We start from the raw sequence: 22,758 nt of genomic DNA, 5'->3' as shown, positions 1-22,758 counted from the left end.
GCGAATTCCTATTGGGCTGTAAGTCTTGCAAGGATACGCAAATCGGCGCCGATCTGCTGAACCTGGTGAAAGACCAGTTGCTGACGCTGCTCGAGCGCATCGTACGGACCCAGTGCAAACATGCCCTGCGCCGTGCCCAGCAGGCACGGTGCCAGGTACACCAGCAGCTCGTCGACGCAGCCTTCGCGGATCAGCGAGCCGTTCAGTTTGCTGCCCGCTTCGACGTGCACCTCGTTGATTTCGCGGCGCCCCAGTTCGCGCATCAGCGCGGGCAGATCGACCTTGCCGTCGGCGTTGGGCAGCAGCAGCACCTCGTGGCCGGCGCTGCGCAAGGCATCGGCGCGGGCAGGGTCGGCACGGGCGGCGACGATCCAGCACGGCGGGCCGGCCAGGATGCGCGCATCGAGCGCGATATCGAGGCGGCTGTCGACGATCACGCGCTGTGGCGGGCGCACGCTGGCGACGCCGCGCACCGTCATCTGCGGGTCATCGGCCTTGACGGTGCCGATGCCGGTCAGGATGACACCGGCGCGCGCGCGCCAGGCGTGACCATCGGCGCGTGCTTCGGCACCCGTGATCCATTGGCTCATGCCATTGTGCAGGGCGGTGCCGCCGTCGAGGCTGGCGGCGGTCTTCATGCGCACCCACGGCAAGCCGCGCCGCATGCGGGAGAAAAACCCGATATTGAGTTCGTAGGCCTGTTCGGCCAGCACGCCCACGCGGGTGTCGATGCCGTGCGCGGCCAGCTTGGCCATGCCCTGCCCGGCCACCAGCGGATTGGGGTCCTCGATGGCCGCCACCACCCGCCCCAGTCCCGCCGCCACCAGTGCGTCCGAGCACGGCGGCGTGCGACCGAAGTGATTGCACGGCTCGAGCGTCACGTAGGCGGTGGCGCCGCGCACCGCATGCCCGCGTGCGGCGGCGTCGCGCAAGGCGGCGATTTCCGCATGGGCCTGGCCGGGCGGCTGGGTGTGGCCGGCGCCTATCACGGCGCCCTCTCGGACGAGGACGCAGCCCACGCGCGGATTGGGCGCCGTACTGGTCATTGCCCTGGCGGCCCATTCCAGGGCCAGGGTCATGCCTTCGATATCGTTTTGAATGTGCACTGGTGAAGTTTGGTCAATATGGGTCGGTGTGGGAGGTGATGCTCGCTTGGTCGGCTTGCCTGGGGTTGATGGTGGAGCTCGTCTGCTCAATACATAATGCGTAAAAATCGCCAGTTGCCCAGGTCGCGGGCAGTGCCCGCCGCCGTCGCCGGAGCCGCCGCCCGCGCAACGCTCTGCCGGCGCCCCCGTGCTAGGGATCGACGCCCGCGCAAGCGGCAGCGTCGCGGCCAGGATCGCACAGCCGGGCCCGTCCCAGCATGTTGATCTTGATGCGTCGCACCTGGCGCCCCTGTAACAGCGTGAGGGTGCCAAAGCGCGGCGCCAGGCTGCTGCTGTGGCTGCAACCCCGGCCCATACTATTATATGCAAGATAAGGCGGCCCCTGTTGGCTGCCAAAGTGCATCGTGAAGGCGATCGACGGCATCGACGGCGCCAGCGGCGGATGGCGCATCAGGATGTCGTCGCCGTCATCGGGGCGCCGGTCGCCGTTGCGATCGACAAACACGGTCCAGCCATCGGCCCAGTCGAGCGTCGCGCCGGTGGGCGCCAGCAGCACATTCTGGCCCAGCGCAATGGCCTGCCCGCGCGTGAGTTCGACGGCGCCCAGAAAATCGGCGGCAGCCAGGCGCAGGCGATAGGCGAGCAGCCACTCGTGCATGGCCGGCATGGCAACGCCCAGCACGATGGCGGCGATGGCCAGCACGGCCAGCAGTTCGGTCAGGCCAAAGCCCCGGCGCCGGCGCCGGGGCGGCCGTGGGCGCAGCATGTTCATGGCCAGCAGCGGGCGTTGCCGCTGGCGGCGCGCTGCTCACCCGTGCTGCGCAGGCTCAGGGCGCCGCAGTCGGGATCGCGAAAACCGCCGTCGACCATGGCCGTGCCGGGCGTGGCGACCATTTCAATGCACTGCGCCAGGCTGGCGTCGCCACACGGCTGCGCATGCAGTTCATAGGCGCTGCCCGCCGCGCCGACACCCGACCACCATTTAAAGGCGCCGGCCGCCGGCGCGGCCGGCTGGTCGGCCGACCAGGCGGCGTAACTATTACTGCGACTATATAATTTTTCCTGCAGGTGCATGGCCTCGACCAGCGCCACCTTGCCTTCCAGGCGCCGCGCCCGCAGCACGTGGGCCGCGTACGATGGATAGGCAATGCTCGACAAAATACTGATGATCGTCATCACGATCAGCAGTTCGACCAGGGTGAAGCCGCGCCGTTGCAGCGCTGGCGGAAAACGCACGGGCAGGGGTGGGTGGCGCAAAGGCGGCTGGGAGTGGGTCGGCATGATCGCTCCTGTCAGGGAAGGGGAAGCACGGGTGGGATGGCGGTGGCGCGCAGTTCGCGCCAGTTGGCGATTTCACGCCAGCTCAGGCGCCCCACCGGGCTGCTGACGACGACGCGCTCGACCGGCGTGGCCGGGCCGCCCGCCGCCAGGTGCAGCACGGCGATGCTGCGCAGGGCGCGAACGGCGCCCTGCGGCGTGGCCGCGCCCTGCCCCAGTGTGCGCGACAGCAACAGCGGCACGCTGGCGTCGCCGGTGGTGATGCGCCGGCCGGTGACGGCGCCGTCCGCCGCCCCGCTGATGGCGGCGACGGGCACGCCGCGGCGGTCGTACGGCAGGCCGGTGATGCTGTCGAGCACATAACTGCGCAGCGCCGGCACGCAGTGATCGCCGCCGGGCGCCACACTGTTGATCAGCACGGCGCTGCCCGACAGGATTGGTGCGGTGGCGCTGCGTTCGCCTTCCTGCAGCGCGCGCGCGAAGTCGAAGTACCAGCCATGTTGGACCGCGCTGCCGGTGCCGTTGTAATCGATGCGCCCGCCCTCGACGACGAAACCACCGCCGTCACCCCGGCCGACCAGGCGCCGCTGGGCCAGTGCAGCGCGCCCGCCCACCGCCGCCAGCGGCCGCGCATCGCTGTCGCGCACGGCGTAAAACGATTGCTGGACGAAGCTGGCCGCATCGAGATCGCCGTTCTCGATGGCGCGGCCGGTTCCGAACAGCACCAGGTAGCCGCCACCGGGCGCAAACACCACCTGGGCCGCCTCGGCGACGGGCTGCGCCGCGCCGTCGGCCGCGCGCGCGTAAAACAGGGGCGAGACGGCGGCCGCCTGCGCGCCAGCGGCGGCGATGCCTTCCAGGTCGAAGCGCCACATCGTGCCTTGCAAGTCGCCCGCATAGGCACTGTGGGCGCTGCCGTCGGGGCCGATGGTGAGCACGGGCGGCGCCAGGGCGTTGGCCGCTTGCGGCGCGCGCGCGGCCGCGCGCAGGCGATAGTAATTGTCGCCGTGGCGCCAGGGCACGCCTGCGCCCTTGTCGAGGGCAAGCAGGAACAGCACGCCGTCAACGGCGCCGTCGGCGGCATTGACGCCATTGCCGGTGAGGGCGAAATAGCGGTAGACGGGGGCGCCGCGGGCGCCATTGACGCGCAGCTTGACCACCAGCGGCGGCGCCTGGACGAAGCCCATGGCGGCGTCGTCGCGTTCGGTAAATTCCCACAGCACCAGCGGACCGGCGGCGGGGTCGGTGATGTCGAGCGCAAACAGCCCGCGCGCGCCCATCGCCATGCCCGACACCAGCGTCGAGCGCCACTGGCCGCCGATGAGGGCTTCTCCCTGCCCGGGCGCGGCATCGATGCCGGCGCCGCCACTGGCGCCGGCCGTGGTCAGCCGCGCCAGCGCCGGCAGCAGCGCGGCGGGGATATAGGCGAAGCGCTCGGCACCGTCGGCCCAGTCGAAGGCGTGCAGCATGCCATCGTTGGCGCCCACGTAAAGCAGTTTCGGGCGATCACGGTAACGCAGGTGGAAGGCGGCATAGCTGGCCGATCCCGTGGCCGCCGCCACCGATGGGGCACCCACCAGCAAGGGCGTGGAGCGGACGATGTTGCCCAGCAGGCCAGCGCGTGGCCGCAGGGGATTGCCCTCACGACCGCGCTCGCCGCGCAGGTAGGCCAGGCGCGCCTCGCCCAGGCCATCCGCGGCCGGATCGAGGGCCGCGCGCTGCGCCGCGTCGAGGCGGGCCCATTCAAAGGGCAGCGCCTGGCCGGCGGCGGACTGCGTCAGGATGTGTCGCCCGTCCGGGGGCGGCCGCCCGCCGTCGAGTACGGCGCCCGCGTCCCAGGCGGGCGCACCCACCGTCGCGCCATCCTCGACGCGCAGCAAGCTGCGGCGCAGCAGGTACCCGGCGCCACTGGCCGCATCGTAGCCCGCGTCGATGAGATAGCCGGCGCCGCCGTCGAAGCCGGCCACCTGCGTGGCGGTGTGCCTGCCGGCGGCGCAGCCCTGGCGCGCCGGTGGCAGCTCGGGGATGGTCAGCTGGGGCGATGCCTGCGCGTGGCCGGCCAGCAGCGTACCGAACACGGTGGCGAACAGAGGAACAAACACAGCGACGAACACAGAAAAAAGCACAGCGACGAACGCGCTGGGGTGTCCGCCGGCCCGGCACCAGGCCGCCGCCGTCAGCACTTTTATTACTTTCAGCACTTTCAGCACTTTCAGCACTTTCAGCGCCCCCAGTACCTCCAGCGCCATCGGTGCCCGGGCGCGGCGCCACCGACTGTCCGTGCGGGCGCACTTCATGACTGCCCCGGCGCCGCGGCGGCGCCGCGGTACACGGCCTGCAGCACCACCAGGGTACCGGGCCCGATGCCGTAGCCGAACGCGGTGATGCGAAACACATGCGGCTGGCCGGGACCGGCGTCTTCGCCCGCCTGCGCGACCGGCATCCGTTCGATGAGATAACGGGGCGGCGCCAGCGGCAGCGCGCCGTCGTAAGGCAGGATGGCGCCCGTGTAGCGGCCATACGGCGTGGTGGCGACGGCGTCAGCCACCTGCCAGGCCGGCGCCGCGCCAGGCACGAAGGCGCACAGGCCCAGGTTATCGGGCGCGCGGCCGCAGCCGGCCACGAAGCCGAGGGCGCCATCGTCGTGGAACAGCGCGGCCCGCGCCGAGGCGGGGTTGTCGCCACCGTCGATATCGCGCTGGGCGTCGGCCAGCCCCGCTTCGGCGGCCTGAAACGCCAGTTGACGGTCACGCCCGGCGCGCGCGCTCCGTTCGGCGTCGAAGGCGATCCGGGCGACGGCCAGCGCCGTCATGGTCAGCGCCAGCATGACGAACAGGGCGCTCACCAGCGCCACGCCGCGCTGGCGGCCCCGCGCCAACGCCGGCGCGCGCACATAAAAGCCAGCGCCGCTCATGGCTCGCCCGGGCTCACGTTGCGCAGCAAGATCGTGGAGGCGAACAGGCGCCGCTCACGCAGGCGCAGCGCCGCCACCATCGGTGCTTCGTCGATGCGCACGCCATCGTCGCCGTCGGCGAAGCGCTCGCTGTAAGGGGCGCCGAAGACGTCGAACACAAGCGGCTCGCGGCTGGCCGCCGCGCTGGCGCCGTGCAGCAGCAGGGCGACGCGCACCGCGGCCACCCGCTTCCAGTGGGTGCGCCGCTGCAGGTCGCGCTGGCGGGCGGCGGCGTCAGGCCCATTGAGCAAGAGGGCGCCGTCACGCAGTTCGATGACGCTGGCGCTGACGAACTCATTGGGTACGCCATCGCCCGGCACATCGGTATCGATGCCGTACAGGACCTGGAAGGTGTCGACGCCGTCGACGATGGCGTCCGACCCCCAGCCGCCGCCGCCGCGGTATTTGCAGCGCAGTTCGCCCTCGCCGGCGGCGTTGCGGCCCACATGAAAGATGCTCCAGCCGTCTTCGCCCGCATCGACGCCGAAGCCGGCGCAATCGAGCGCGCCGCCGCCATGGGCGCCGCTAAAGCGCAAGGCGAGGATGTCGCTGCCGTTGACGGCGTCCCCGGTCGCGCCGTCGATGCCGTGGCTCGTGCGTGGCAGCGCCAGCGCGTCGCGGCCAAGAATTTGCGGGGGCGCGTTGACGGCGTCGGCGGCGGTGGCGTTTTCCCAGTCGACGAAGGCCGCCTGGCGGGTGGCGCGGGCGATGATGTCGAGGGCAAAGCGGCCACCGTCGTCGAGCGCTGCGCCATCGGCCTGGGCGGTCCATGCCGTGTTGGCCGACACCAGCATCAGCGCCCCCATTAACATCAGCACGGCGCCAATGGCGGTGGCCACGAGCAGTTCCGCCAGGCCGATGCCGCGCTGGGGAACCTGGCGCCGGGGAGCCTGGCGCTGCCAGGCGCTGCGTGCCGTGCCCCTCATGGCACACCCGCGGGGTGGCCCGCCACCACCGGCAAGATCACCAGCGCGGGCGCGCCGCCGGCCACCTCGCCGGCCTGCGCCAGCCGGTGCTGCCAGCCGATCTTGACCACCACGGGCGCGCCGCTGGCGCCGTTGCAATCCCAGCGCATGGCCAGCCTGAGCCGGTCCCACCAGGCGCTGTCGCGGCAAATTTTGATGCGACCGAGCGGGTAGTGCTGAAACACGCTGCGACGCAGCGCGGCCAGGTCGGCGGCGGCCAGGGCGGCGCTGTCGCAGCCGCTGGCGCTGCAATCGGTGCCGGCGGCAGGCGGCCCGTCAGCCAGGGCGTCATAATCGAGTTGCAGGTAGGGGTTGAAGGCGTCGGCCGCCGCCATGGCGGGCGCGTTGGCGCGCATGGCGTCGCCCGCCAGTGCGGCCAGTTCGACGGCGCCGGCGGCGAGCGAGGCCTGCTGCCCGGCGCGGCGCGCGGCCAGCACGGTGGCACCGGCGCCGAGCGCGCCCACGGCCAGTACCAGCAAGGCCACCAGCACCTCGATGAGGGTGAAGCCACCTGTACGCCGCTGCGTGTTCATCGAGCCTCCCCGTTTGCCAGAGCTCCACGTTAGCGGTAGCGCTCAGCGCACCAGTGAGGTGCTTCAATCGTGTTCGCTTGCGTCCCGAACGGGCGCGCGGGCGCCGCCCACTGCAGGATCAGGCAGGCATGGAACGCTGGCGGTGATTTACTTGCGGGGCCGGGCCGGCTGGCCCACTTCGGCGATCGCATCCTGGAATTCGGCCAGGTCCTCGAAGTTCTTGTAGACGGAGGCGAAGCGGATGTACGCGATCTTGTCGAGGCGCTTGAGTTCGTGCATGACGAGTTCGCCCACATAACCGCTGTCGACTTCACGACGGCCGCTGGTGAGCAGTTTTTCTTCGATACTGGCGATGGCGGTGTCAATCGCTTCGGCCGATACGGGCCGCTTGCGCAGCGCCAGCATCAGGCTGCCGCGTAATTTGGCGCCGACGAATTCGGTACGGCTGCCATTTTTCTTGACGATGATGGGCATCGACAATTCGATCCGCTCATAGGTGGTAAAGCGTTTGTCGCACTGGCCGCAACGGCGCCGCCGGCGCACGCTGTCGCCCTCCTCGGACACGCGGGTGTCGAGGACCTGGGTTTCGCCGTGCTGGCAGAAGGGACATTTCATGATGGTGCCTGGCGTGACCTGCGAGAAGACGTTGCCGGAGGGCGCCGCCCGGGAGCGGCGCCACAGAACCGCAAATTACCGCTAAACGCGCCAAAACACAAGCTGGCAGCCGAAACCGGCAGCCTGCGTTGGCGCGCCGGCGCGCTTAGCCGACCGCGACGCCGTTGACGCTGGCGTACACGGGATACTTGTCGGTCAGCTTCTTCACTTCGGCCTTGACGCGCTCGATGGTCGCCTCGTCGTTCGGGTTATCGAGCACGTCGGCGATCAGGTTGCCGACCACGGTGGCATCGTCTTCCTTGAAGCCGCGCGTGGTGAAGGCGGGGCTGCCCAGGCGGATGCCGGAGGTGACGAACGGTTTTTGCGGATCGTTGGGGATGCCGTTTTTATTCGTCGTCATGTGGGCGCGGCCCAGGATGGCTTCGGCTTCCTTGCCGGTCAGGTTTTTCGAGCGCAGGTCGACCAGCATGACGTGCGATTCGGTGCGGCCCGACACGATGCGCAGGCCGCGCGCGATCAGCGCCTTGGCCAGCGCGTCGGCGTTTTTCAGCACCTGGGCCTGGTATTCCACGAACGCCGGCTCGAGCGCCTCCTTGAACGCGACCGCCTTGCCGGCGATCACGTGCATCAGCGGGCCACCCTGGATGCCGGGGAAGATCGCCGAATTGATGGCTTTTTCGTGTTCGGCCTTCATCAGGATGATGCCGCCACGGGGGCCGCGCAGCGATTTGTGCGTGGTCGAGGTGACGAAGTCGGCGTGCGGCACGGGGTTCGGGTACAGGCCGGCGGCGATCAGGCCCGCGTAATGGGCCATGTCGACCATGAAGTAGGCGCCGATTTCCTTGGCGATGCGGGCGAAACGGGCGAAATCGATTCTCAGCGAAAACGCCGAGGCGCCGGCGATGATCAGCTTCGGCTTGTGCTCGCGCGCCAGCTGTTCCATCGCCTCGTAGTCGATGTCTTCTTCCGCCGTCAGGCCGTACGAGACCACGTTGAACCACTTGCCCGACATATTGAGCGCCATGCCGTGGGTCAGGTGACCGCCTTCGGCCAGCGACATGCCCATGATGGTGTCACCGGGTTTGAGCACGGCGAAGAACACGCCCTGGTTCGCTTGCGAGCCGGAATTGGGCTGCACGTTGGCCGCTTCGGCGCCAAACAGTTGCTTGACGCGGTCGATCGCCAGTTGCTCGGCGACGTCGACGAATTCGCAGCCACCGTAATAGCGCTTGCCCGGATAGCCTTCGGCGTATTTATTCGTCAGTTGCGAGCCCTGCGCTTCCATCACGGCCGGCGAGGTGTAGTTCTCGGAGGCGATCAGTTCGATGTGGTCTTGCTGACGCTGGTTTTCTTGTTGAATCGCCGCCCACAAATCCGGGTCGACCTTGGCGAGCGTGTGATCTTTTGCAAACATGTAAAACTCCAATCGGGTAGCGGTGCGCAGCACCTGGCAACAGGGAACGCATGAGGGATCGACAAGCGGACAGGCAGCCTCACGCGCGTATCCATCGTGGCTGCCCAGGCGAACGGCTCGGGTCCTGCTCGCCGACAGTGAGCGCGCTGCGCTTCGGTGTCGGCCAAAAAGACCCGGGTAAAATCTCACGTTCCCCGGTGGGTGCCCACCTGGCCTGCGGACCAGGTAAGGGGCCGCGGCGTTTCGCCAGTTACGTGAGACGTAATGGAGGCCAAATTGTAGTTTAAACCCCCATTTAGGGCAAGGAAGGCGCACTCGGCGGCGCTTCAAGGGGCGGGCGTTTCAGCGTCCGCCCTGCACGACTGGTCATTTCGGCTACAATTTGCATCGCTGTTCCTGCCCCGCGAGGGGCCGCTCACTATTACTTTGCCTGGGAAAAAATCATCATGATCGTCTTCATCACTGGCGCATCCTCCGGCTTCGGCGCCGAAATGGCCCGCGTTTTCGTCGGCCACGGCCACCAGGTCGTCCTCAGCGGACGGCGCCAGGACCGCCTCGACGAGTTGGCCGCCGAACTGGGAGAGCGGGCCCTGCCGATGGTCATGGACGTCACCAGCAAGGCCTCGATCGAGGAAGCGCTGGCCCTGCTGCCGCAGTCGTGGCGCCAGATCGACGTGCTGATCAACAACGCCGGCCTCGCGCTGGGCACCCAGCCCGCCCAAACCGCCTCGCTGGACGACTGGGAAACCATGATCGCCACCAATTGCACGGGCCTGGTCAGCATGACGCGCGCCCTGCTGCCGGCCATGGTCGAGCGCGGCGCCGGACTGATCATCAACCTGGGCTCGACCGCCGGCTTCTATCCTTACCCGGGCGGCAATGTGTACGGCGCCACCAAGGCCTTCGTCGAGCAGTTCACCCTGAACCTGCGCGCCGACCTGGTGGGCACGGGCGTGCGCGCCACCAATATCGCGCCCGGCCTGTGCGGCGGCACCGAGTTTTCCAACGTGCGCTTCAAGGGCGACGACGCGGCCGCCGCCAAGGTCTACGAAGGCACGCAGCCACTGACGGCGCGCGATATCGCCGACACCGCCTACTGGATCGCCACCCTGCCACCGCACGTGAATATCAATGTCATTGAAATGATGCCAACCTGCCAGGGGTTTTCCCCGTTCACGATCAAGCGCACCTGATCGCCGGGCCGCACTGCGCCGCGCGCGCAGTGCGTGCCCGCTCGCCCGATGTGAGCAATTGTTACAAGTCTTGTCGTTGCCGAAGGCAGATTGTTTACTGACGGCTTCGCCACAGCCCAGCTCGCTTAAGTGCGCCAACGCACATAGCCACCCGGAATCGCGTAAAATATGCCCGTCCCCACTCATGGCCAATGACATGCCCGCAGTTTTCAGCTGGACAGTACGCGTCTATTACGAAGACACCGACGCCGGCGGCATTGTGTACTACGCGAATTACCTGAAGTTTTTCGAGCGCGCCCGCACCGAATGGCTGCGCAGCATGGATTTGCATCAGCAGCGCATGATCGTGGCGCACGACGCCATGTTCGTCGTCAAGCGCGCCAGCGTCGACTATCATGCGCCGGCGAAACTCGATGATGAGATAACATTGACCTTGTCCATCGAAAAACTGGGCAAAGTCTCCGTCGAATTCCTCCAGCAAGCCTGGCGCGGCACCGTGCTGCTGGCCACCGGCCGCGTCAAGGTCGGCTGTGTCGATTGCACCAGCGTGCGCCCGCTGCCCATCCCCGCCGCCGTGGCCGAGCGCATGCGCGCCCTGACTGCCTCCCCTTGAACACCTCGCCGCCGAGAAAACGCCGCCAATGAACGTTGCCCAAGATCTTTCCTTTATCGCCCTCATCGCCAACGCCCACCTGATCGTCAAGCTGATCATGCTGCTGCTGGTGGGAATCTCGGTTGTGAGCTGGACCTATATCTTCCGCAAGATGTTCGCCATTCGCGCCGCCCGCAAGCAAACTGAACTGTTCGAACGCAGCTTCTGGGCGGGCGGCAATTTGCATACCCTGCACCAGAGCGCCACCAGCCAGCGCGAGCAAAACGGCGCGCTGGCGCGCATTTTCGAGTCCGGCATGGGCGAATTCATCAAGGGCAAGCAGGCCTCGCGCGACACGCTCGACATGGGCGCCGTGCTCGACGGCTCGCGCCGGGCCATGCGCGCCGCCTTCCAGCGCGAACTCGACGCCCTCGACATCCACCTCAATTTTCTCGCCTCGGTCGGCTCGGTATCGCCCTACATCGGCCTGCTGGGCACCGTGTGGGGCATCATGAACGCCTTCCGTGGCCTGGCCAGCGTGCAGCAGGCGACCCTGGCCATCGTCGCCCCCGGCATTGCCGAAGCGCTCATCGCCACCGCCATCGGCCTGTTCGCCGCCATCCCCGCCGTGGTGGCCTACAACCGCTTTACGCACGACATCGACCGCCTGGCGATCCGCTTCGAGAGTTTTGTGGAAGAATTCTCGAATATCCTGCAACGGCAGTCGCGTTAAGGGAGGCGGACCATGGCATCGTTCAACAGCAGCATGCGTGGCGGCCGCGGCCGCAAGTTCAAGTCGGAAATCAACGTCGTGCCCTACATCGACGTGATGCTGGTGCTGCTGATTATTTTTATGGCCGTGCCGCAGTCGAACACGCCCAATGTGATCAACCTGCCCAATGCGGAAAAATCGGCCCTGCCGCCGGACGACTTCATCCAGATCCAGCTCAAGCCGGACGCCAGCCTGTCGATCGGGGTGGCCGGCAAGAACAGCACGGCCGCGCAAGACCTGCCCGACCGCACTGCCCTGCTGCGCGCCCTGCGCGTCTTGCACACCGAGCATCCCGAGTATCCCGTGCTGATCGCAGGCGACCGCGACAGCAAGTATGACGAGGTGATCCAGCTCATTTCCGAATCGAAAAAAATGGGCATCACCCGCGTCGGCCTGGCGACCAGGTAGGCATGGACCGCGACTGATGGCCACTCCTCAAGCCAGCAACGGCACTCCCTACCGCGTTCCGCCCGAACCGCGGCGCTGGCCGTCGATTGCGCTGGCCGCGGCCGTGCACGCGGGCTTGCTGGCATTTTTATTCATCGGCGTGAACTGGCAAAACACGGAGCCGGCCGTGGTCGAGGCCGAAGTGTGGGACATGAAAACCCAGGCCGCCGCGCCGCCGCCACCGCCGCCGGCCGAGGTGGAGCCGGCGCAAGCGCAGCCCGAGCCCCAGCCCGAACTGCCACCGCCGCCGCCGGCGCCCGCCACGCCGCCACCGCCGCCACCGCGCGCCGTGGTCGAAGAGCCGCCCGCGCCGAAACCACCCGATATCGCCCTCGAACGCGAAAAGAAAAAAGCCGAACAGAAAAAACTGGCGGCCGAAGAGAAACGCGCCGACGACAAGCGCGCGCAGGAGCGCGAAGAAAAAGAACGCAAGGCGCAACTGGCCGAGAAGAAAGAGCAGGAGCGGGCCGACAAGAAAGCGCAGGCGCTGGCCGAGAAGAAACTGGAAGAGAAGCAGCTCGAAGCAAAAAAACGCGACGCGAAGAAGCTGGAAGAGAAGAAATTGGCCGACAAGCAGCTGGCCGAGAAGCAACTGGCGGACAAGCAACTGGCCGACAGGCAGAAGGGCGAAAAACTGGCCAAGGCCAAGGCGGAGGCGGCCGAGCAGGCCAAGCTCGATCGCCTGCGCGATGCTGAGATGAAACGCATGCTGGCAGGGGTCGGCGGCACGGGCGACGCGGCCAAGTCGACGGCGCCGAAATCGGACCCCGGCTACCTGGCTGCGATCAGCGCCAAGGTCAAAAGCGCTACCTCCTACTCGGGCAGCACCGATGTGGCGGGCAACCCGGCGGCCGAGTTCCGTATCGAGCAATTGCCCAGCGGCGAGATCATGAACGTGAAGCTGCTCAAGAGCAGCGGCGTCAGCGCGTTTGATGATGCTGTGGAAAAAGGCATTATCAAAGCGTCACCGCTACCCAAGAAAAAAGATGGTACCGTGGCGCGAACGGTAACGATCGCTTTCAAGATGAAGGACATCAATTGATGCCGCATCGCCCTTCTTATATTGGACTCAAGCAATGATAAATAAAACCCTCTGCACATGGATGTTCGCCAGCGGCGTGCTGGCGGCCTTGCCCGCCAGCGCCCAGGTGCGCGTTGAAATTGCTGGCGTGTCCAGCAACCAGATTCCCGTCGCCGTCGCCATCTTCGCCGACGAAGAAGTGGCCCCTGCGCAGGTATCGGCGATCATTCGCGCCGACCTCGAACGCAGCGGCGTGTTCAAGGTGATCGATGCCGGCATGGTGCTGTCGGACAGCGCGGCCATCGATTACGCCCAGTGGAAAGGGCGCGGCGCCGATGCGCTGGTGGTCGGCAGCGTGCACCGCGGCGCCGATGGCCGCCTCGACGTGCGCTACAAACTGTACGACACCATCAAGACGAGCCAGTTGTCGACCCTGTCGAACACCGTGCAGCCCAAGTCGACCCGGCTGGCGGCCCACAAGATCGCCGACGATGTGTACGAAAAGCTGACCGGCACGCGCGGCGCCTTCGCCACCCGCATCGCTTACGTCACCCAGGCCGGCCGCAACGAATACCGGCTGGAAGTGGCCGACGCCGACGGCGAGGGCATGCAGGTGGCGGCCCACGGCAAGGAGCCGATCATTTCGCCGTCCTGGTCGCCCGATGGCAGCAAGGTGGCGTACGTGTCGTTTGAAATGCGCAAACCGGTGGTCTACGTGCAAGACCTGGTCACGGGCGGGCGCAAGGTGGTGTCGAACGAAAAAGGCAGCAATTCGGCGCCCGCCTGGTCGCCCGACGGCAGCAAGCTGGCGGTGACGTTGTCGAAAGACGGCCACTCGCAGGTCTACAGCGTCAATGCCGACGGCAGCGGCATGCGCCGCCTGTCCAACAGCAACGGCATCGACACCGAGCCGCAATTTTCCGCCGACGGGCGCAGCATTTATTTCACCAGCGATCGCAGCGGCGGCCCGCAGATTTACAAGATGAGCGCCGACGGTGGCGCGGCATCGCGTGTGACCTTCAACGGCAGCTACAACATCAGCCCCCGCCTGTCGTCGGACGGCAAGACCATGGCCTGGATTTCGCAGCGCGAAGGCGGCTTCTCGCTGTACGCGATGGACCTGGGCAGCGGCCAGGAACTGCGCCTGGCCGATGGCGCCGGCGAACCGAGTTTTTCGCCGAACGGCAAATACATCATGTACGCCACCAAGGGCGGTCGCCCCGGGCTGGCCGTGGTGTCGGTGGACGGCAAGGTCAAGCAGCGCTTGACGACACAGGCAGGAAACATTCGCGAGCCCAATTGGGGTCCGTTCATGAAGTAACGAGGTAGTACATTTTTTTTAATCCACGAACAGGAGAAGAACCATGCGCAATTATAAAAGTTTAGCCTTCATCATCACGAGCGCAGCCCTGCTCTCCGCTTGCAGCTCGCCCGTCAAGCTCAACGACGCACCCGTCGTCGACCGCACCGCGCCACCGGCCTCGACGGCGGTGGTCGACACCAGCCGCGACGTCCGTCCGGTCCAGACCGGCACCACCGATCCCCTCAACGACCCGCAAGGCGTGTTGGCCAAGCGTAGCGTGTATTTCGACTACGACAGCTATGCCGTGCGTGACGATGCCAAGTCGGTGGTGGAAAACCATTCGGCTTACCTGAACAAGAACAAGGGCCGCAAGATCCTGATCCAGGGCAACACCGATGAACGCGGCGGCACCGAGTACAACCTGGCGCTGGGCCAGAAGCGCGCTGAAGCGGTACGCAAGGCGATGTCGTCGATGGGCGTGGCCGAGTCGCAAATCGAAGCCGTCTCGCTGGGCAAAGAAAAGCCAAAAGCCATGGGCAGCAACGAAGCGGCTTGGGCTGAAAACCGTCGTGCGGACATCGTCTATTGATGATGGTCGCCAGCCGCAAGGCTGAGCTGGTGCAAGGCGGCGATGGCCGCACGCCGGCCGATTGACAAGGGGGTGGCGTGCGGTGCAGACTGCACCCGCCCCGTTTTTTTTACAGACGTGCTTTAACCGCAGGCCCGATTTTTTAGAAGGCCCATTTTTTAGAAAGTCAGACCATGAAAACGCTCTACAAGTTCCGCTTCGCCGCACTCTGCCTGGCCCTGGCCGGCGCCATGCCGCTGCAGGCCGGCGCCGGCATTCTCGACGACGATGAAGCACGCAAGGCGATTCTCGATTTGCGCAGCAAGGTCGAGAACCTGGGGCGCGAGCTCAACGCCCGCCTCGACACCAAGTCGGACAAGCGCGACGCGCTCGACCTGGTCAACCAGCACGAGCAGACCGTGCAGGAAATTGCCCGCCTGCGCGGCCAGATCGAAGTGCTGGCGAACGACATCGCCAACGCCCAGAAGCGCCAGAAAGATTTTTACGCCGACCTCGACGCCCGCATCGCCAAGCTCGAGCCGCGCCAGGTCAGCATTGACGGCAAGACGGCCGAAGTCGACCCGGGCGAACTGAAATCGTACGACGCGGCCATGGCCACGTTCAAGACGGGCGACTACAAGGCCGCCGCCACCGCCCTGTCCGAGTTCGTGCGCCGTTACCCGGGCTCGAGCTATGCCTCGAACGCCCAGTACTGGCTGGGCAACGCCTACTACGCGCAGCGCGATTACAAGAACGCCATCGCGGCCCAGGAGATCGTCGCCTCGACCTACCAGGACAGCGCCAAGGCGCCCGACGCCATGCTCAACATCGCCAGCAGCTACACCGAGCTGAAGGACAAGAAGAACGCGCGCAAGGCCTTGCTCAGCCTGGTCAGCAAGTACCCGGAGTCGACCGCCGCCGTGGCCGCCAAAGACCGCCTGGCCGTCCTGAAATAAGCGCCGCGCATAACAAACTGCTGCGGGGCATTTGACAGGAAGGGCTTCACCCCCTATAATCTTGCTTCTTTCGGGTCGTTAGCTCAGCTGGTAGAGCAGCGGACTTTTAATCCGTTGGTCGCAGGTTCGAATCCCGCACGGCCTACCACGAATAAGTATCAAGCCCGCAAACGCAAGTTTGCGGGCTTTTTGCCTTGTGGGACCGATTCTTTGCGACCCTGCAGCATTTGGGACCATCGCCGCTTTTCTCATTGCAGCGGCGCTGCCAGCCAGGTTCCGCACGGGCGCTGCTTCGCCCCCTCCTCCCCCACCCGGTATCGCATCCTTCAGCGCGGCGACTGCCCCGCCAGCGGCAACTCGCGCAAATCGATTTCGCGCAGCAGTTCCTGGTGGGCGGTGTCGCCAATGCTGCGCGACAGGCGCAGGCGGAACAGGGCGTCGCGCTCGGCCTGCAGGCCTTCCAGGCGCAGCATGCGCTCCGCTTCGGCCTGGCGCCGCAGTTCGGTGGCGTGCTCGGCCGACGCTTCGCCATAGTCGAGGCGGTGGCGGTAGGCTTCCAGCACCCGCATGGCGGCGTCGGCACGTACCGCCTGCTCGTGCGGGTCGGCCAGCGGCTGGGCCAGCAAGGCCTCGATGCGGCGCACCGCCGCTTCGGCGGCGGCGTTGCGGGCATGGTGGTCCGGCCTGGCGCGCTTGGCCGGCGGCAGGTCGGCGTCGAGTCCCCGCGCCAGCGCCGGCAGCGCGACACTGGCCACCAGCAGCGACAGCAGGATCACCCCCATCGCCAGGAAGATCGCCAGCTCGCGCCCGGGAAACGGCGTGCCGTCGGCCAGCGCCAGCGGCAAGGTCAAGATGCCGGCCAGGGTGATGGCGCCGCGCACGCCGGCGGTGGCCGTCACCGCCACCACGCGCATGCGCGGCATGGCCGGGATGGCGGCGCTGTCGGCGAGGTCGCCGCGCTGGCGGCCGGCGCCGAACACGGTGATGCGCATCGATAGCCAGACCCAGACAAAGCGCAGCACAACCAGCACCAGCGTGATCAGCAGCGCGTAGCCAAGCAAATGCCAGGCCGTGCCGACGCCGGCCGCGCGGGCAACCTCGGGCAGCCGGCGCAGCATGGACGGCAACTGCGCACCGAGCAGCACGAAAATGCTGCCGTTGAGCGCCGTCTGCACCGTGTCCCACACCACGTTGCGCTGCATGCGGGTGCTGGCCGGCGCACGGCCCAGCAATTCGCCGTAATGCATGCCGATACCGGCCACCGCGGCGGCCAGGATGCCGGAGACACCCAGGTGCTCGGCCGACAGGTAGGCGGCAAACGGAATCAGCAGGCTGATCAATACCTGGATGGCCGGGTCCTCGCCGGCACGCCGCACCAGCAGGCGGTTGAACCGGGCAATGGCCCATACCACCGCCAGCCCCGTCAGCACCCCGCCACCGGCCACCATGACGAAGCTGAGCGAGGCCGCCGGCAGCGAAAAGCTGCCCGTCAGGGCCGCCGTGACGGCAAAGCTGAAGCACACCAGCCCGGTCGCATCGTTGAGCAGGGATTCCCCTTCAAGGATGTGCATCAGGCGCGACGGCAGCGGCGCCGTGGCCGTCATCGCGCTCACCGCCACCGGATCGGTGGGAGACACGATGGCGGCCAGCGCGAACGCGACCGCCAGCGGCAGCGTGGGGATCAGCCAGTGGACGAACCAGCCCAGCCCGACCACGGTAAACACCACCAGCCCCGTGGCCAATGTGAGGATCGGCCGCCACTCGCGAAAAAACGCCCCCTTCGGGATGCGCCAGCCATCGAGAAACAGCAGCGGCGGAATGAACAACAGCAAAAACAGGTGGGGATCGAAGGTGATCGACACACCGAACGCGCCCGCCAGCAGGGCGCCGAGGGGAATTTGCAGCAGGGGCGCCGGTATCTTGACGGGCAACAGGCGCGTGGCAAAGGCGCTGACGACAACGGCCAGCAGCAACACCAGCACCATGGTAACGATATGCATGAATAACCTCCAGAGCCCGCCATCATAACAAGCACGGCGCCAGCGTCCCGCCGCGCAGCCGGGCCTGCCGGCGGCGGCGCGGCGGGCATCAGCCACGCTCGCACAATCTGCAAAAGTGGTCCGTCCAATTGCTTAACTGGACAGGCCAATATACAATCGAATCTCCCTTGTTGCCCGACTTCCAGGATTGCCCATGAACCGTCGCCTCGCCTGCATCGCCATCCTGTCCTGCCTGCTCACCATGCCCGCCCGCGCCGCCGCGGCGGACTTGCCGATTCGCGTGATCCTGGTGGGCGACTCGACCATGGCGACGCGTTCCGGCTACGGCGACGCCCTGTGCGCGCTGTTCAAGCCGGGAACGCGCTGCATCAACCTGGCGCGCGGCGGACGCAGTTCGGGCAGCTTCCGGGCCGAAGGACGCTGGGACGAAGTGCAGGCACTGCTCAAGGACGGCGCCTCGTTCCGAGCCACTTACGTGCTGGTGCAGTTCGGCCACAACGACCAGCCGGGCAAGCCGGGCCGCTCGACCGACCTGGTGACCGGGTTCCCGTCGAATATGGCGCGCTACGCCAGCGAAGCGACGCAGTGGGGCGGCGTGCCCGTCCTGCTCACCCCGCTGACCCGGCGCAGCTTTCGCGGCCCCAACCTCAAGGACGACCTGGCGCCGTGGGCCGACGCCACCCGCAAGGTCGCACGCGCGCTCAAGGTGCCGCTGCTCGACCTGAACGCGCTGAGCGCCGCGGCGGTCCAGCAGATGGGAGAACAGGAAGCGGACACGCTGGCGATGGAGCCGCCGCGCGAAGCGGCCGCGCCCCTTCCTGCCGGCGCCAGCGCCGAGCCACAGGGCACGCCCAAGAGCACGTTCGACCGCACCCACGTGGGCCCGAAAGGCGCCAGCCTGTTCGCCGCCATGGTGGCCGGTGAACTGGCGCGCCTGATCCCGGCGCTCGCCCCCTCGCTCAAATAAACCAGCCCAGCCAGCGGCCGAAAGCCCCACCCATGAAGCAGCTCGCCTTCCCCCTCACGGCGCTGTTGTGCGCCGCCCTGTCGATCCCGGCGCAGGGGGCCCAACGCTGCCCCGGCGGCGCCAGCTGGTGCGACGATTTCGAGCACGGCGCCGCGCGCGTGCTGGTGGCCGGCGCCGCCGCGGCGGTGGGCCTGGACGGCGCGACGGCAAACCACTTCCTGCCAGCGGGCGACGGCCAGGCCCTGCTGGTGGCGCCCGCCGACAGCGCGCTTCTCACGCGCATCCCCTACTTCGTCGAAGCGCGCGTGCGCCCGTCCGCGCCAGCGACGGCAGCGGCGCGCAAGGTCTACCTGGTGGCCCGCCACCTCGACGAGAACAACTGGATTGGCGTCAGCGTCAGCTTCACGCCCGGCAGCAAGCGGCTGCTGTTCGAACTGGTCCGCATGGAGGACGGCAAACTGCTGCACCTCAAGCAGGTGGGCCGCACCAGCGAGGCCGGCGACAGCTACGGCGACAGCTACCACACGGTTCGACTGGAACTGGGGGACGAGCTGCTCACGCTGTACCTCGGCGGTGAACGACTGACCACCACCCCGCTCCCGTTCGCGCCCGGCGGCCAGGCCGGCGTGCGCGCCGATGGCGGCGCCTTCGACATCGACGACCTGCGCATCGGCGCGGCGGCGCAGCGCCCCGGGCGCATCGCGCTGGCGCGCATGACGGGCCGCATCGGCCTGCAGGCGGGCGACGCCCCGCGCCACTTCGCCGTCAGCGCGTTCGACGGCGACGGCGTGAGCGCCCTGCCCTTTTCGGCGCAGTCGAGCGATCCCGCCGTGGCCAGCGTGGCCGTGGCCGGCGCCGACCTGCTCGTGCGTGCGCACCGCCCCGGCGCCGCCACCATCACCCTCACGGGCCGGGACGACGTCAACGTGGCCACCACGCTGGCGCTGACCGTCGCGCCGGCGCAGCACGCGCCGGCGCGCACCTACGCGCTGCGCGGCCACCTCGCTCCGGCCGCGCACGCAAGGGCCGTGCCGGTCGATACGCCGCTGCGGATTACCTTCGACCAGGCCGCCACGCTGGGCAGCGCCGGCACGGTGCGGATTTTCCGCGCCGCCGACGATGCCCTCGTCGATGTGATCGGCACGGCGGACGACGTCGACACCATCGGCTATCCCGGCCAGCCGTTCAAGCGCGTGGTGCGCTACCAGCCGCTGCGCATCGACGGCGCCAGCCTCACCATCCGTCCCCACAACGCGCGCCTGGCCTACGGCACCGACTACTACGTCACCATCGACCCCGGCGTGGTCGCCGGCGCCACCCTGGGCGGGCAGCCCTTCACCGGCCTTGGCCGCCAGGCCGGCTGGCGCTTTCGCACGCGCGCCGCGCCGCCGACGGGGCGCACCCTCAGCGTCGACGACGACGGCCCGGCCGACTTCCGCACCGTGCAGGGCGCGCTCAACCACGCCATGCGCGCCCTGCCGCGCGCCGCGCCCGTCACCATCCACATCGCCAACGGGCGCTACGAGGAACTGCTGTATTTGCGCGGCAAGGACAAGCTCACGCTGCGCGGCCAGAGCCGCGACGGCGTCGTCATCGAAGCGGCCAACAACGACCTGGCCAACCCCGGCTCGGGCACGGCGCAGGCGGCCACTTCTCCCGCGGCGACGGGCGGGCGATCCGTGCTGCTGATCGAGGACGCCGACCTGGTCACGCTGACCAATCTCACGCTGCGCAACAGCAGCCGGCGCGCCGGCACGCCCGGCGGCTCGCAGGCCGAAGCGCTGTATTTCAACAGCGAGAACGGCCGCCTGATCGCCCACGACGCCACCTTCCTCAGCGAGCAGGACACCGTCCAGGTCAAGGGCTATAGCTGGTTCTACCGCACCCTCATCGCCGGCAACGTCGACTTCATCTGGGGTTACAACCGCGCCGCCCTGTTCGAGCGCAGCGAGATACGCTCCGTCGGCGACAGCGCCAACCCTGCCAGCGGCGGCTACGTGGTGCAGGCGCGCACGGTGGCGGCGGGCGACCCCGGCTTCGTGTTCCTCGACAGCCGCCTCACCCACGGCCCCGGCCCGGCCGGCAACGACGTCCCCGCCGGCAGCACCTACCTGGCGCGCAGCCCCGGCACCGCCAGTACCTGGGACAACGTCAGCTACATCGACTGCCGGATCGATGCCCACGTGGCCGCGGCCGGCTGGGCCGGCGCCGGCGTGCAGGGCCAGCCGGCGCCGAATCCGCCGCTGCCAGGCGCCGGCGCCGGCTGGCGCGAAGCGGGCAGCATGGACCTCGCGGGCACCCCGCTCGACCTGGCCGCCCGCGTCGGTGCCGATCTGCCCGCCACGGCGCAGGCGCGCGCCCGCTTCGGCACGCGCGCACGGGTATTCCAGGGTTTTAATGGCGGGCGCGGATGGCAGATCGTGCCACCTGCCGAGCAATAAGGCGGCGCCGGCGACATAATTCTGGTTAGTCCGCATTGCGCACTTGGTCAGACCACTTTAGAATGGTCCCACCAATAACAACTGCCGGAGACACCGTGCCACCTTCGAAAACCCTTCTCGCCGCGGCCGCCTTCCTGGCCGCGCTGGCCAGCCCCGCGCAGGCGGACGGCCCGTACCGCAACCCCGACAACAAGAATCCCAACGATGTGGGCGAAGGCAGCTACCCGGTGCCCTACAAGATGCCGGTGGTGGCGGAAATTACCGCCTCGCTCGATCGCATCCGCGGCTACCTCGACGCCGCCACGCCCACCCGCATCATCGACAAGAAGAGCGGCGCGCCCATTACCGACCTGGGCACGCCGGTGGCAGACGCCATCGTCGAACCGAGCAAGGGCGACTTCGGCATCACCGTGTACGAGATGGGCGTGGTGCACGCGGGCCTGATGCGCGCGCGCGCCGTCACGGGCGACGCGCGCTTCACGGCGATGACGGAGCGCCACCTGCAGTTCTTCAACGATGCCCTGCCCTACTTCCGCGCCCAGGAACAGCAGTTCAAGCTCGAACGCGCCAACAGCTTCGCGCGCATGCTCGAACCGCGCTCGCTCGACGACGCCGGCTCGATGTGCGCGGCGATGGTGCGCGCCCGCTTCGCCGCCATCGGCCCCGACCTGTCGCGCCAGATCGCCGTCTGCGGCGACTGGGTCGCCAACAAGCAGGTGCGGCTCAAGGACGGCACGCTGGCGCGAAATCGCCCGCAGGCCTGGTCGCTGTGGGCCGACGACATGTACATGGGCGTGCCGGCGCTGGCCGAGCTGGGCCACCTGGGCCACCTGGGTGGGCAGCGCAAGTACTTCGACGACGCCGTCAACAACGTGCTGCGCATGTCGCATTACATGTTCAATCCGCAGCTGAACCTGTACACGCACGGCTGGAACGCCAACCACCCGGATGCGCCGCAGTTCTTCTGGGGCCGCGCCAACGGCTGGGCCGTGCTGGCCATGTCCGACCTGCTCGACGTGCTGCCGCCGTCGCATCCGGGCTACCCGAAGGTGCTGGCGCAGCTGCGCAAATCGCTGCAGGGCATCGCCCAGTTGCAGTCAGGGTCCGGCCTGTGGCACCAGATGCTCGACCGTAACGACTCTTACCTGGAGACCTCGGCCAGCGCCACCTTCGTCTACGTGATCGCCCACGCCATCAACCAGGGCTGGATCAAGCCCACCACCTACGGCTCGATCGCGCAGGCTGGCTGGAACGCCCTGTCGGCCCGCATCAACGCCCAGGGCCAGGTCGAAGGCACGTGCGTCGGCACCACCTTCGCCAGCGACCAGGTGTATTACTACAACCGTCCCACCAGCGTGCACGCACTGCACGGCTACGGTCCCACCCTGCTGGCGGGCGCGGAGATGATCCGGCTGCTGCGCAATCCGGCCATCGTCGTCGAGCACCGCCTGCGCACCTATCACTACCGGCCGAAAGACGCGGCGCCGGCCAGCGAACACTGACCGGGTAAAAAAAGGCGCTTTCACCGTTTGCTGTGGGTCGACCCCGAACCGATTTGAATTGCTGAGGTCAAACCTGCTCCACCAAGGTGATGGGAGAGCAGCATGGCACAAGGCAAGCAGGTCCGTCCGAAT

At 67.7% G+C, this 22,758-nt stretch carries 21 protein-coding genes and 1 tRNA gene; 12 read left to right on the top strand and 10 right to left on the bottom strand.

Annotated features, from left to right (window positions below):
- Positions 1 to 8: 8 nt before the first annotated feature.
- The 9 genes from ribD to glyA all read right to left on the bottom strand — a co-directional run bounded on the left by ribD (position 9) and on the right by glyA (position 8,864).
- A complete protein-coding gene (gene ribD, locus ACP7EY_RS22550; RefSeq protein WP_426197519.1) occupies positions 9 to 1,106 on the bottom strand; it encodes a bifunctional diaminohydroxyphosphoribosylaminopyrimidine deaminase/5-amino-6-(5-phosphoribosylamino)uracil reductase RibD in 1,098 nt (365 codons plus the stop codon).
- A gap of 190 nt (positions 1,107 to 1,296) precedes the next feature.
- A complete protein-coding gene (locus ACP7EY_RS22545; protein WP_426197518.1) occupies positions 1,297 to 1,878 on the bottom strand; it encodes a GspH/FimT family pseudopilin in 582 nt (193 codons plus the stop codon).
- Positions 1,875 to 2,387, bottom strand: coding sequence for a type IV pilin protein (locus ACP7EY_RS22540; RefSeq protein WP_426197517.1), 513 nt, complete (start codon positions 2,385 to 2,387; stop codon positions 1,875 to 1,877). Before ACP7EY_RS22540 ends, ACP7EY_RS22545 begins: the two co-directional genes overlap by 4 nt.
- 11 nt (positions 2,388 to 2,398) lie before the next feature.
- Positions 2,399 to 4,681, bottom strand: a complete 2,283-nt coding sequence (locus ACP7EY_RS22535; protein WP_426197516.1) for a pilus assembly protein — start codon at positions 4,679 to 4,681, stop codon at positions 2,399 to 2,401.
- Entirely contained in the window at positions 4,678 to 5,298 is a 621-nt protein-coding gene (locus ACP7EY_RS22530) for a pilus assembly PilX family protein (RefSeq protein ID WP_426197515.1), read from the bottom strand. The genes ACP7EY_RS22535 and ACP7EY_RS22530 overlap by 4 nt, the downstream gene beginning before the upstream one ends.
- Complete coding sequence (locus tag ACP7EY_RS22525) at positions 5,295 to 6,263, bottom strand: PilW family protein (protein ID WP_426197514.1); 969 nt, start codon at positions 6,261 to 6,263, stop codon at positions 5,295 to 5,297. The genes ACP7EY_RS22530 and ACP7EY_RS22525 overlap by 4 nt, the downstream gene beginning before the upstream one ends.
- Positions 6,260 to 6,835 (bottom strand): type IV pilus modification protein PilV, encoded by a 576-nt coding sequence (gene pilV, locus ACP7EY_RS22520; protein ID WP_426197513.1) that lies wholly within the window; start codon positions 6,833 to 6,835, stop codon positions 6,260 to 6,262. The genes ACP7EY_RS22525 and pilV overlap by 4 nt, the downstream gene beginning before the upstream one ends.
- Positions 6,836 to 6,982: 147 nt before the next feature.
- The gene (gene nrdR, locus ACP7EY_RS22515; RefSeq protein WP_426197512.1) at positions 6,983 to 7,450 is read right to left on the bottom strand and encodes a transcriptional regulator NrdR; all 468 of its coding nucleotides are present in this window, start codon (positions 7,448 to 7,450) and stop codon (positions 6,983 to 6,985) included.
- A 145-nt stretch (positions 7,451 to 7,595) separates the two neighbouring features.
- Positions 7,596 to 8,864: a serine hydroxymethyltransferase gene (gene glyA, locus ACP7EY_RS22510; RefSeq protein ID WP_426197511.1), complete on the bottom strand. Its 1,269-nt coding sequence runs from the start codon at positions 8,862 to 8,864 to the stop codon at positions 7,596 to 7,598.
- A gap of 446 nt (positions 8,865 to 9,310) precedes the next feature.
- Here glyA and ACP7EY_RS22505 point away from each other — a divergent pair, with 446 nt between their 5' ends.
- The 9 genes from ACP7EY_RS22505 (at position 9,311) to ACP7EY_RS22465 (ending at position 15,864) form a co-directional block, all read left to right on the top strand.
- On the top strand, positions 9,311 to 10,057 hold the full coding sequence (locus tag ACP7EY_RS22505) for an SDR family NAD(P)-dependent oxidoreductase (protein WP_426197510.1): 747 nt from the start codon (positions 9,311 to 9,313) through the stop codon (positions 10,055 to 10,057).
- Between the two features lie 196 nt (positions 10,058 to 10,253).
- Positions 10,254 to 10,670 carry a tol-pal system-associated acyl-CoA thioesterase gene (gene ybgC, locus ACP7EY_RS22500; protein ID WP_426197509.1) on the top strand — a complete coding sequence of 139 codons (417 nt, stop codon included), beginning with the start codon at positions 10,254 to 10,256 and terminating at the stop codon, positions 10,668 to 10,670.
- Positions 10,671 to 10,698: 28 nt separating this feature from the next.
- Positions 10,699 to 11,382 carry a protein TolQ gene (gene tolQ / locus ACP7EY_RS22495; protein ID WP_426197508.1) on the top strand — a complete coding sequence of 228 codons (684 nt, stop codon included), beginning with the start codon at positions 10,699 to 10,701 and terminating at the stop codon, positions 11,380 to 11,382.
- A gap of 12 nt (positions 11,383 to 11,394) precedes the next feature.
- Positions 11,395 to 11,829, top strand: a complete 435-nt coding sequence (locus ACP7EY_RS22490) for a biopolymer transporter ExbD (protein WP_426197507.1) — start codon at positions 11,395 to 11,397, stop codon at positions 11,827 to 11,829.
- A gap of 16 nt (positions 11,830 to 11,845) precedes the next feature.
- On the top strand, positions 11,846 to 12,910 hold the full coding sequence (tolA, locus tag ACP7EY_RS22485) for a cell envelope integrity protein TolA (protein WP_426197506.1): 1,065 nt from the start codon (positions 11,846 to 11,848) through the stop codon (positions 12,908 to 12,910).
- Positions 12,911 to 12,944: 34 nt separating this feature from the next.
- Entirely contained in the window at positions 12,945 to 14,210 is a 1,266-nt protein-coding gene (tolB, locus tag ACP7EY_RS22480) for a Tol-Pal system beta propeller repeat protein TolB (RefSeq protein ID WP_426197505.1), read from the top strand.
- A 43-nt stretch (positions 14,211 to 14,253) separates the two neighbouring features.
- Complete coding sequence (gene pal, locus ACP7EY_RS22475; RefSeq protein ID WP_426197504.1) at positions 14,254 to 14,781, top strand: peptidoglycan-associated lipoprotein Pal; 528 nt, start codon at positions 14,254 to 14,256, stop codon at positions 14,779 to 14,781.
- Positions 14,782 to 14,954: 173 nt separating this feature from the next.
- On the top strand, positions 14,955 to 15,716 hold the full coding sequence (ybgF, locus tag ACP7EY_RS22470) for a tol-pal system protein YbgF (protein ID WP_426197503.1): 762 nt from the start codon (positions 14,955 to 14,957) through the stop codon (positions 15,714 to 15,716).
- A gap of 72 nt (positions 15,717 to 15,788) precedes the next feature.
- Positions 15,789 to 15,864, top strand: a tRNA-Lys gene (locus tag ACP7EY_RS22465).
- 178 nt (positions 15,865 to 16,042) lie between these two features.
- Here the strand turns inward: ACP7EY_RS22465 and ACP7EY_RS22460 are convergent.
- Entirely contained in the window at positions 16,043 to 17,716 is a 1,674-nt protein-coding gene (locus ACP7EY_RS22460; protein ID WP_426197502.1) for a Na+/H+ antiporter, read from the bottom strand.
- Between the two features lie 193 nt (positions 17,717 to 17,909).
- Here ACP7EY_RS22460 and ACP7EY_RS22455 point away from each other — a divergent pair, with 193 nt between their 5' ends.
- The 3 genes from ACP7EY_RS22455 to ACP7EY_RS22445 all read left to right on the top strand — a co-directional run bounded on the left by ACP7EY_RS22455 (position 17,910) and on the right by ACP7EY_RS22445 (position 22,626).
- Complete coding sequence (locus tag ACP7EY_RS22455) at positions 17,910 to 18,683, top strand: rhamnogalacturonan acetylesterase (protein WP_426197501.1); 774 nt, start codon at positions 17,910 to 17,912, stop codon at positions 18,681 to 18,683.
- A 32-nt stretch (positions 18,684 to 18,715) separates the two neighbouring features.
- A complete protein-coding gene (locus ACP7EY_RS22450) occupies positions 18,716 to 21,124 on the top strand; it encodes a pectinesterase family protein (protein WP_426197500.1) in 2,409 nt (802 codons plus the stop codon).
- A 95-nt stretch (positions 21,125 to 21,219) separates the two neighbouring features.
- Complete coding sequence (locus ACP7EY_RS22445; RefSeq protein WP_426197499.1) at positions 21,220 to 22,626, top strand: glycoside hydrolase family 88/105 protein; 1,407 nt, start codon at positions 21,220 to 21,222, stop codon at positions 22,624 to 22,626.
- Positions 22,627 to 22,758: the final 132 nt, after the last annotated feature.

It is taken from the genome of Massilia sp. DWR3-1-1 (assembly GCF_049898325.1).
Taxonomy (GTDB): Bacteria; Pseudomonadota; Gammaproteobacteria; order Burkholderiales; family Burkholderiaceae_D; genus JAFCUW01.
Note: the sequence above shows the minus strand (reverse complement) of the source record. Positions and strands in the feature narration are given on the sequence as shown.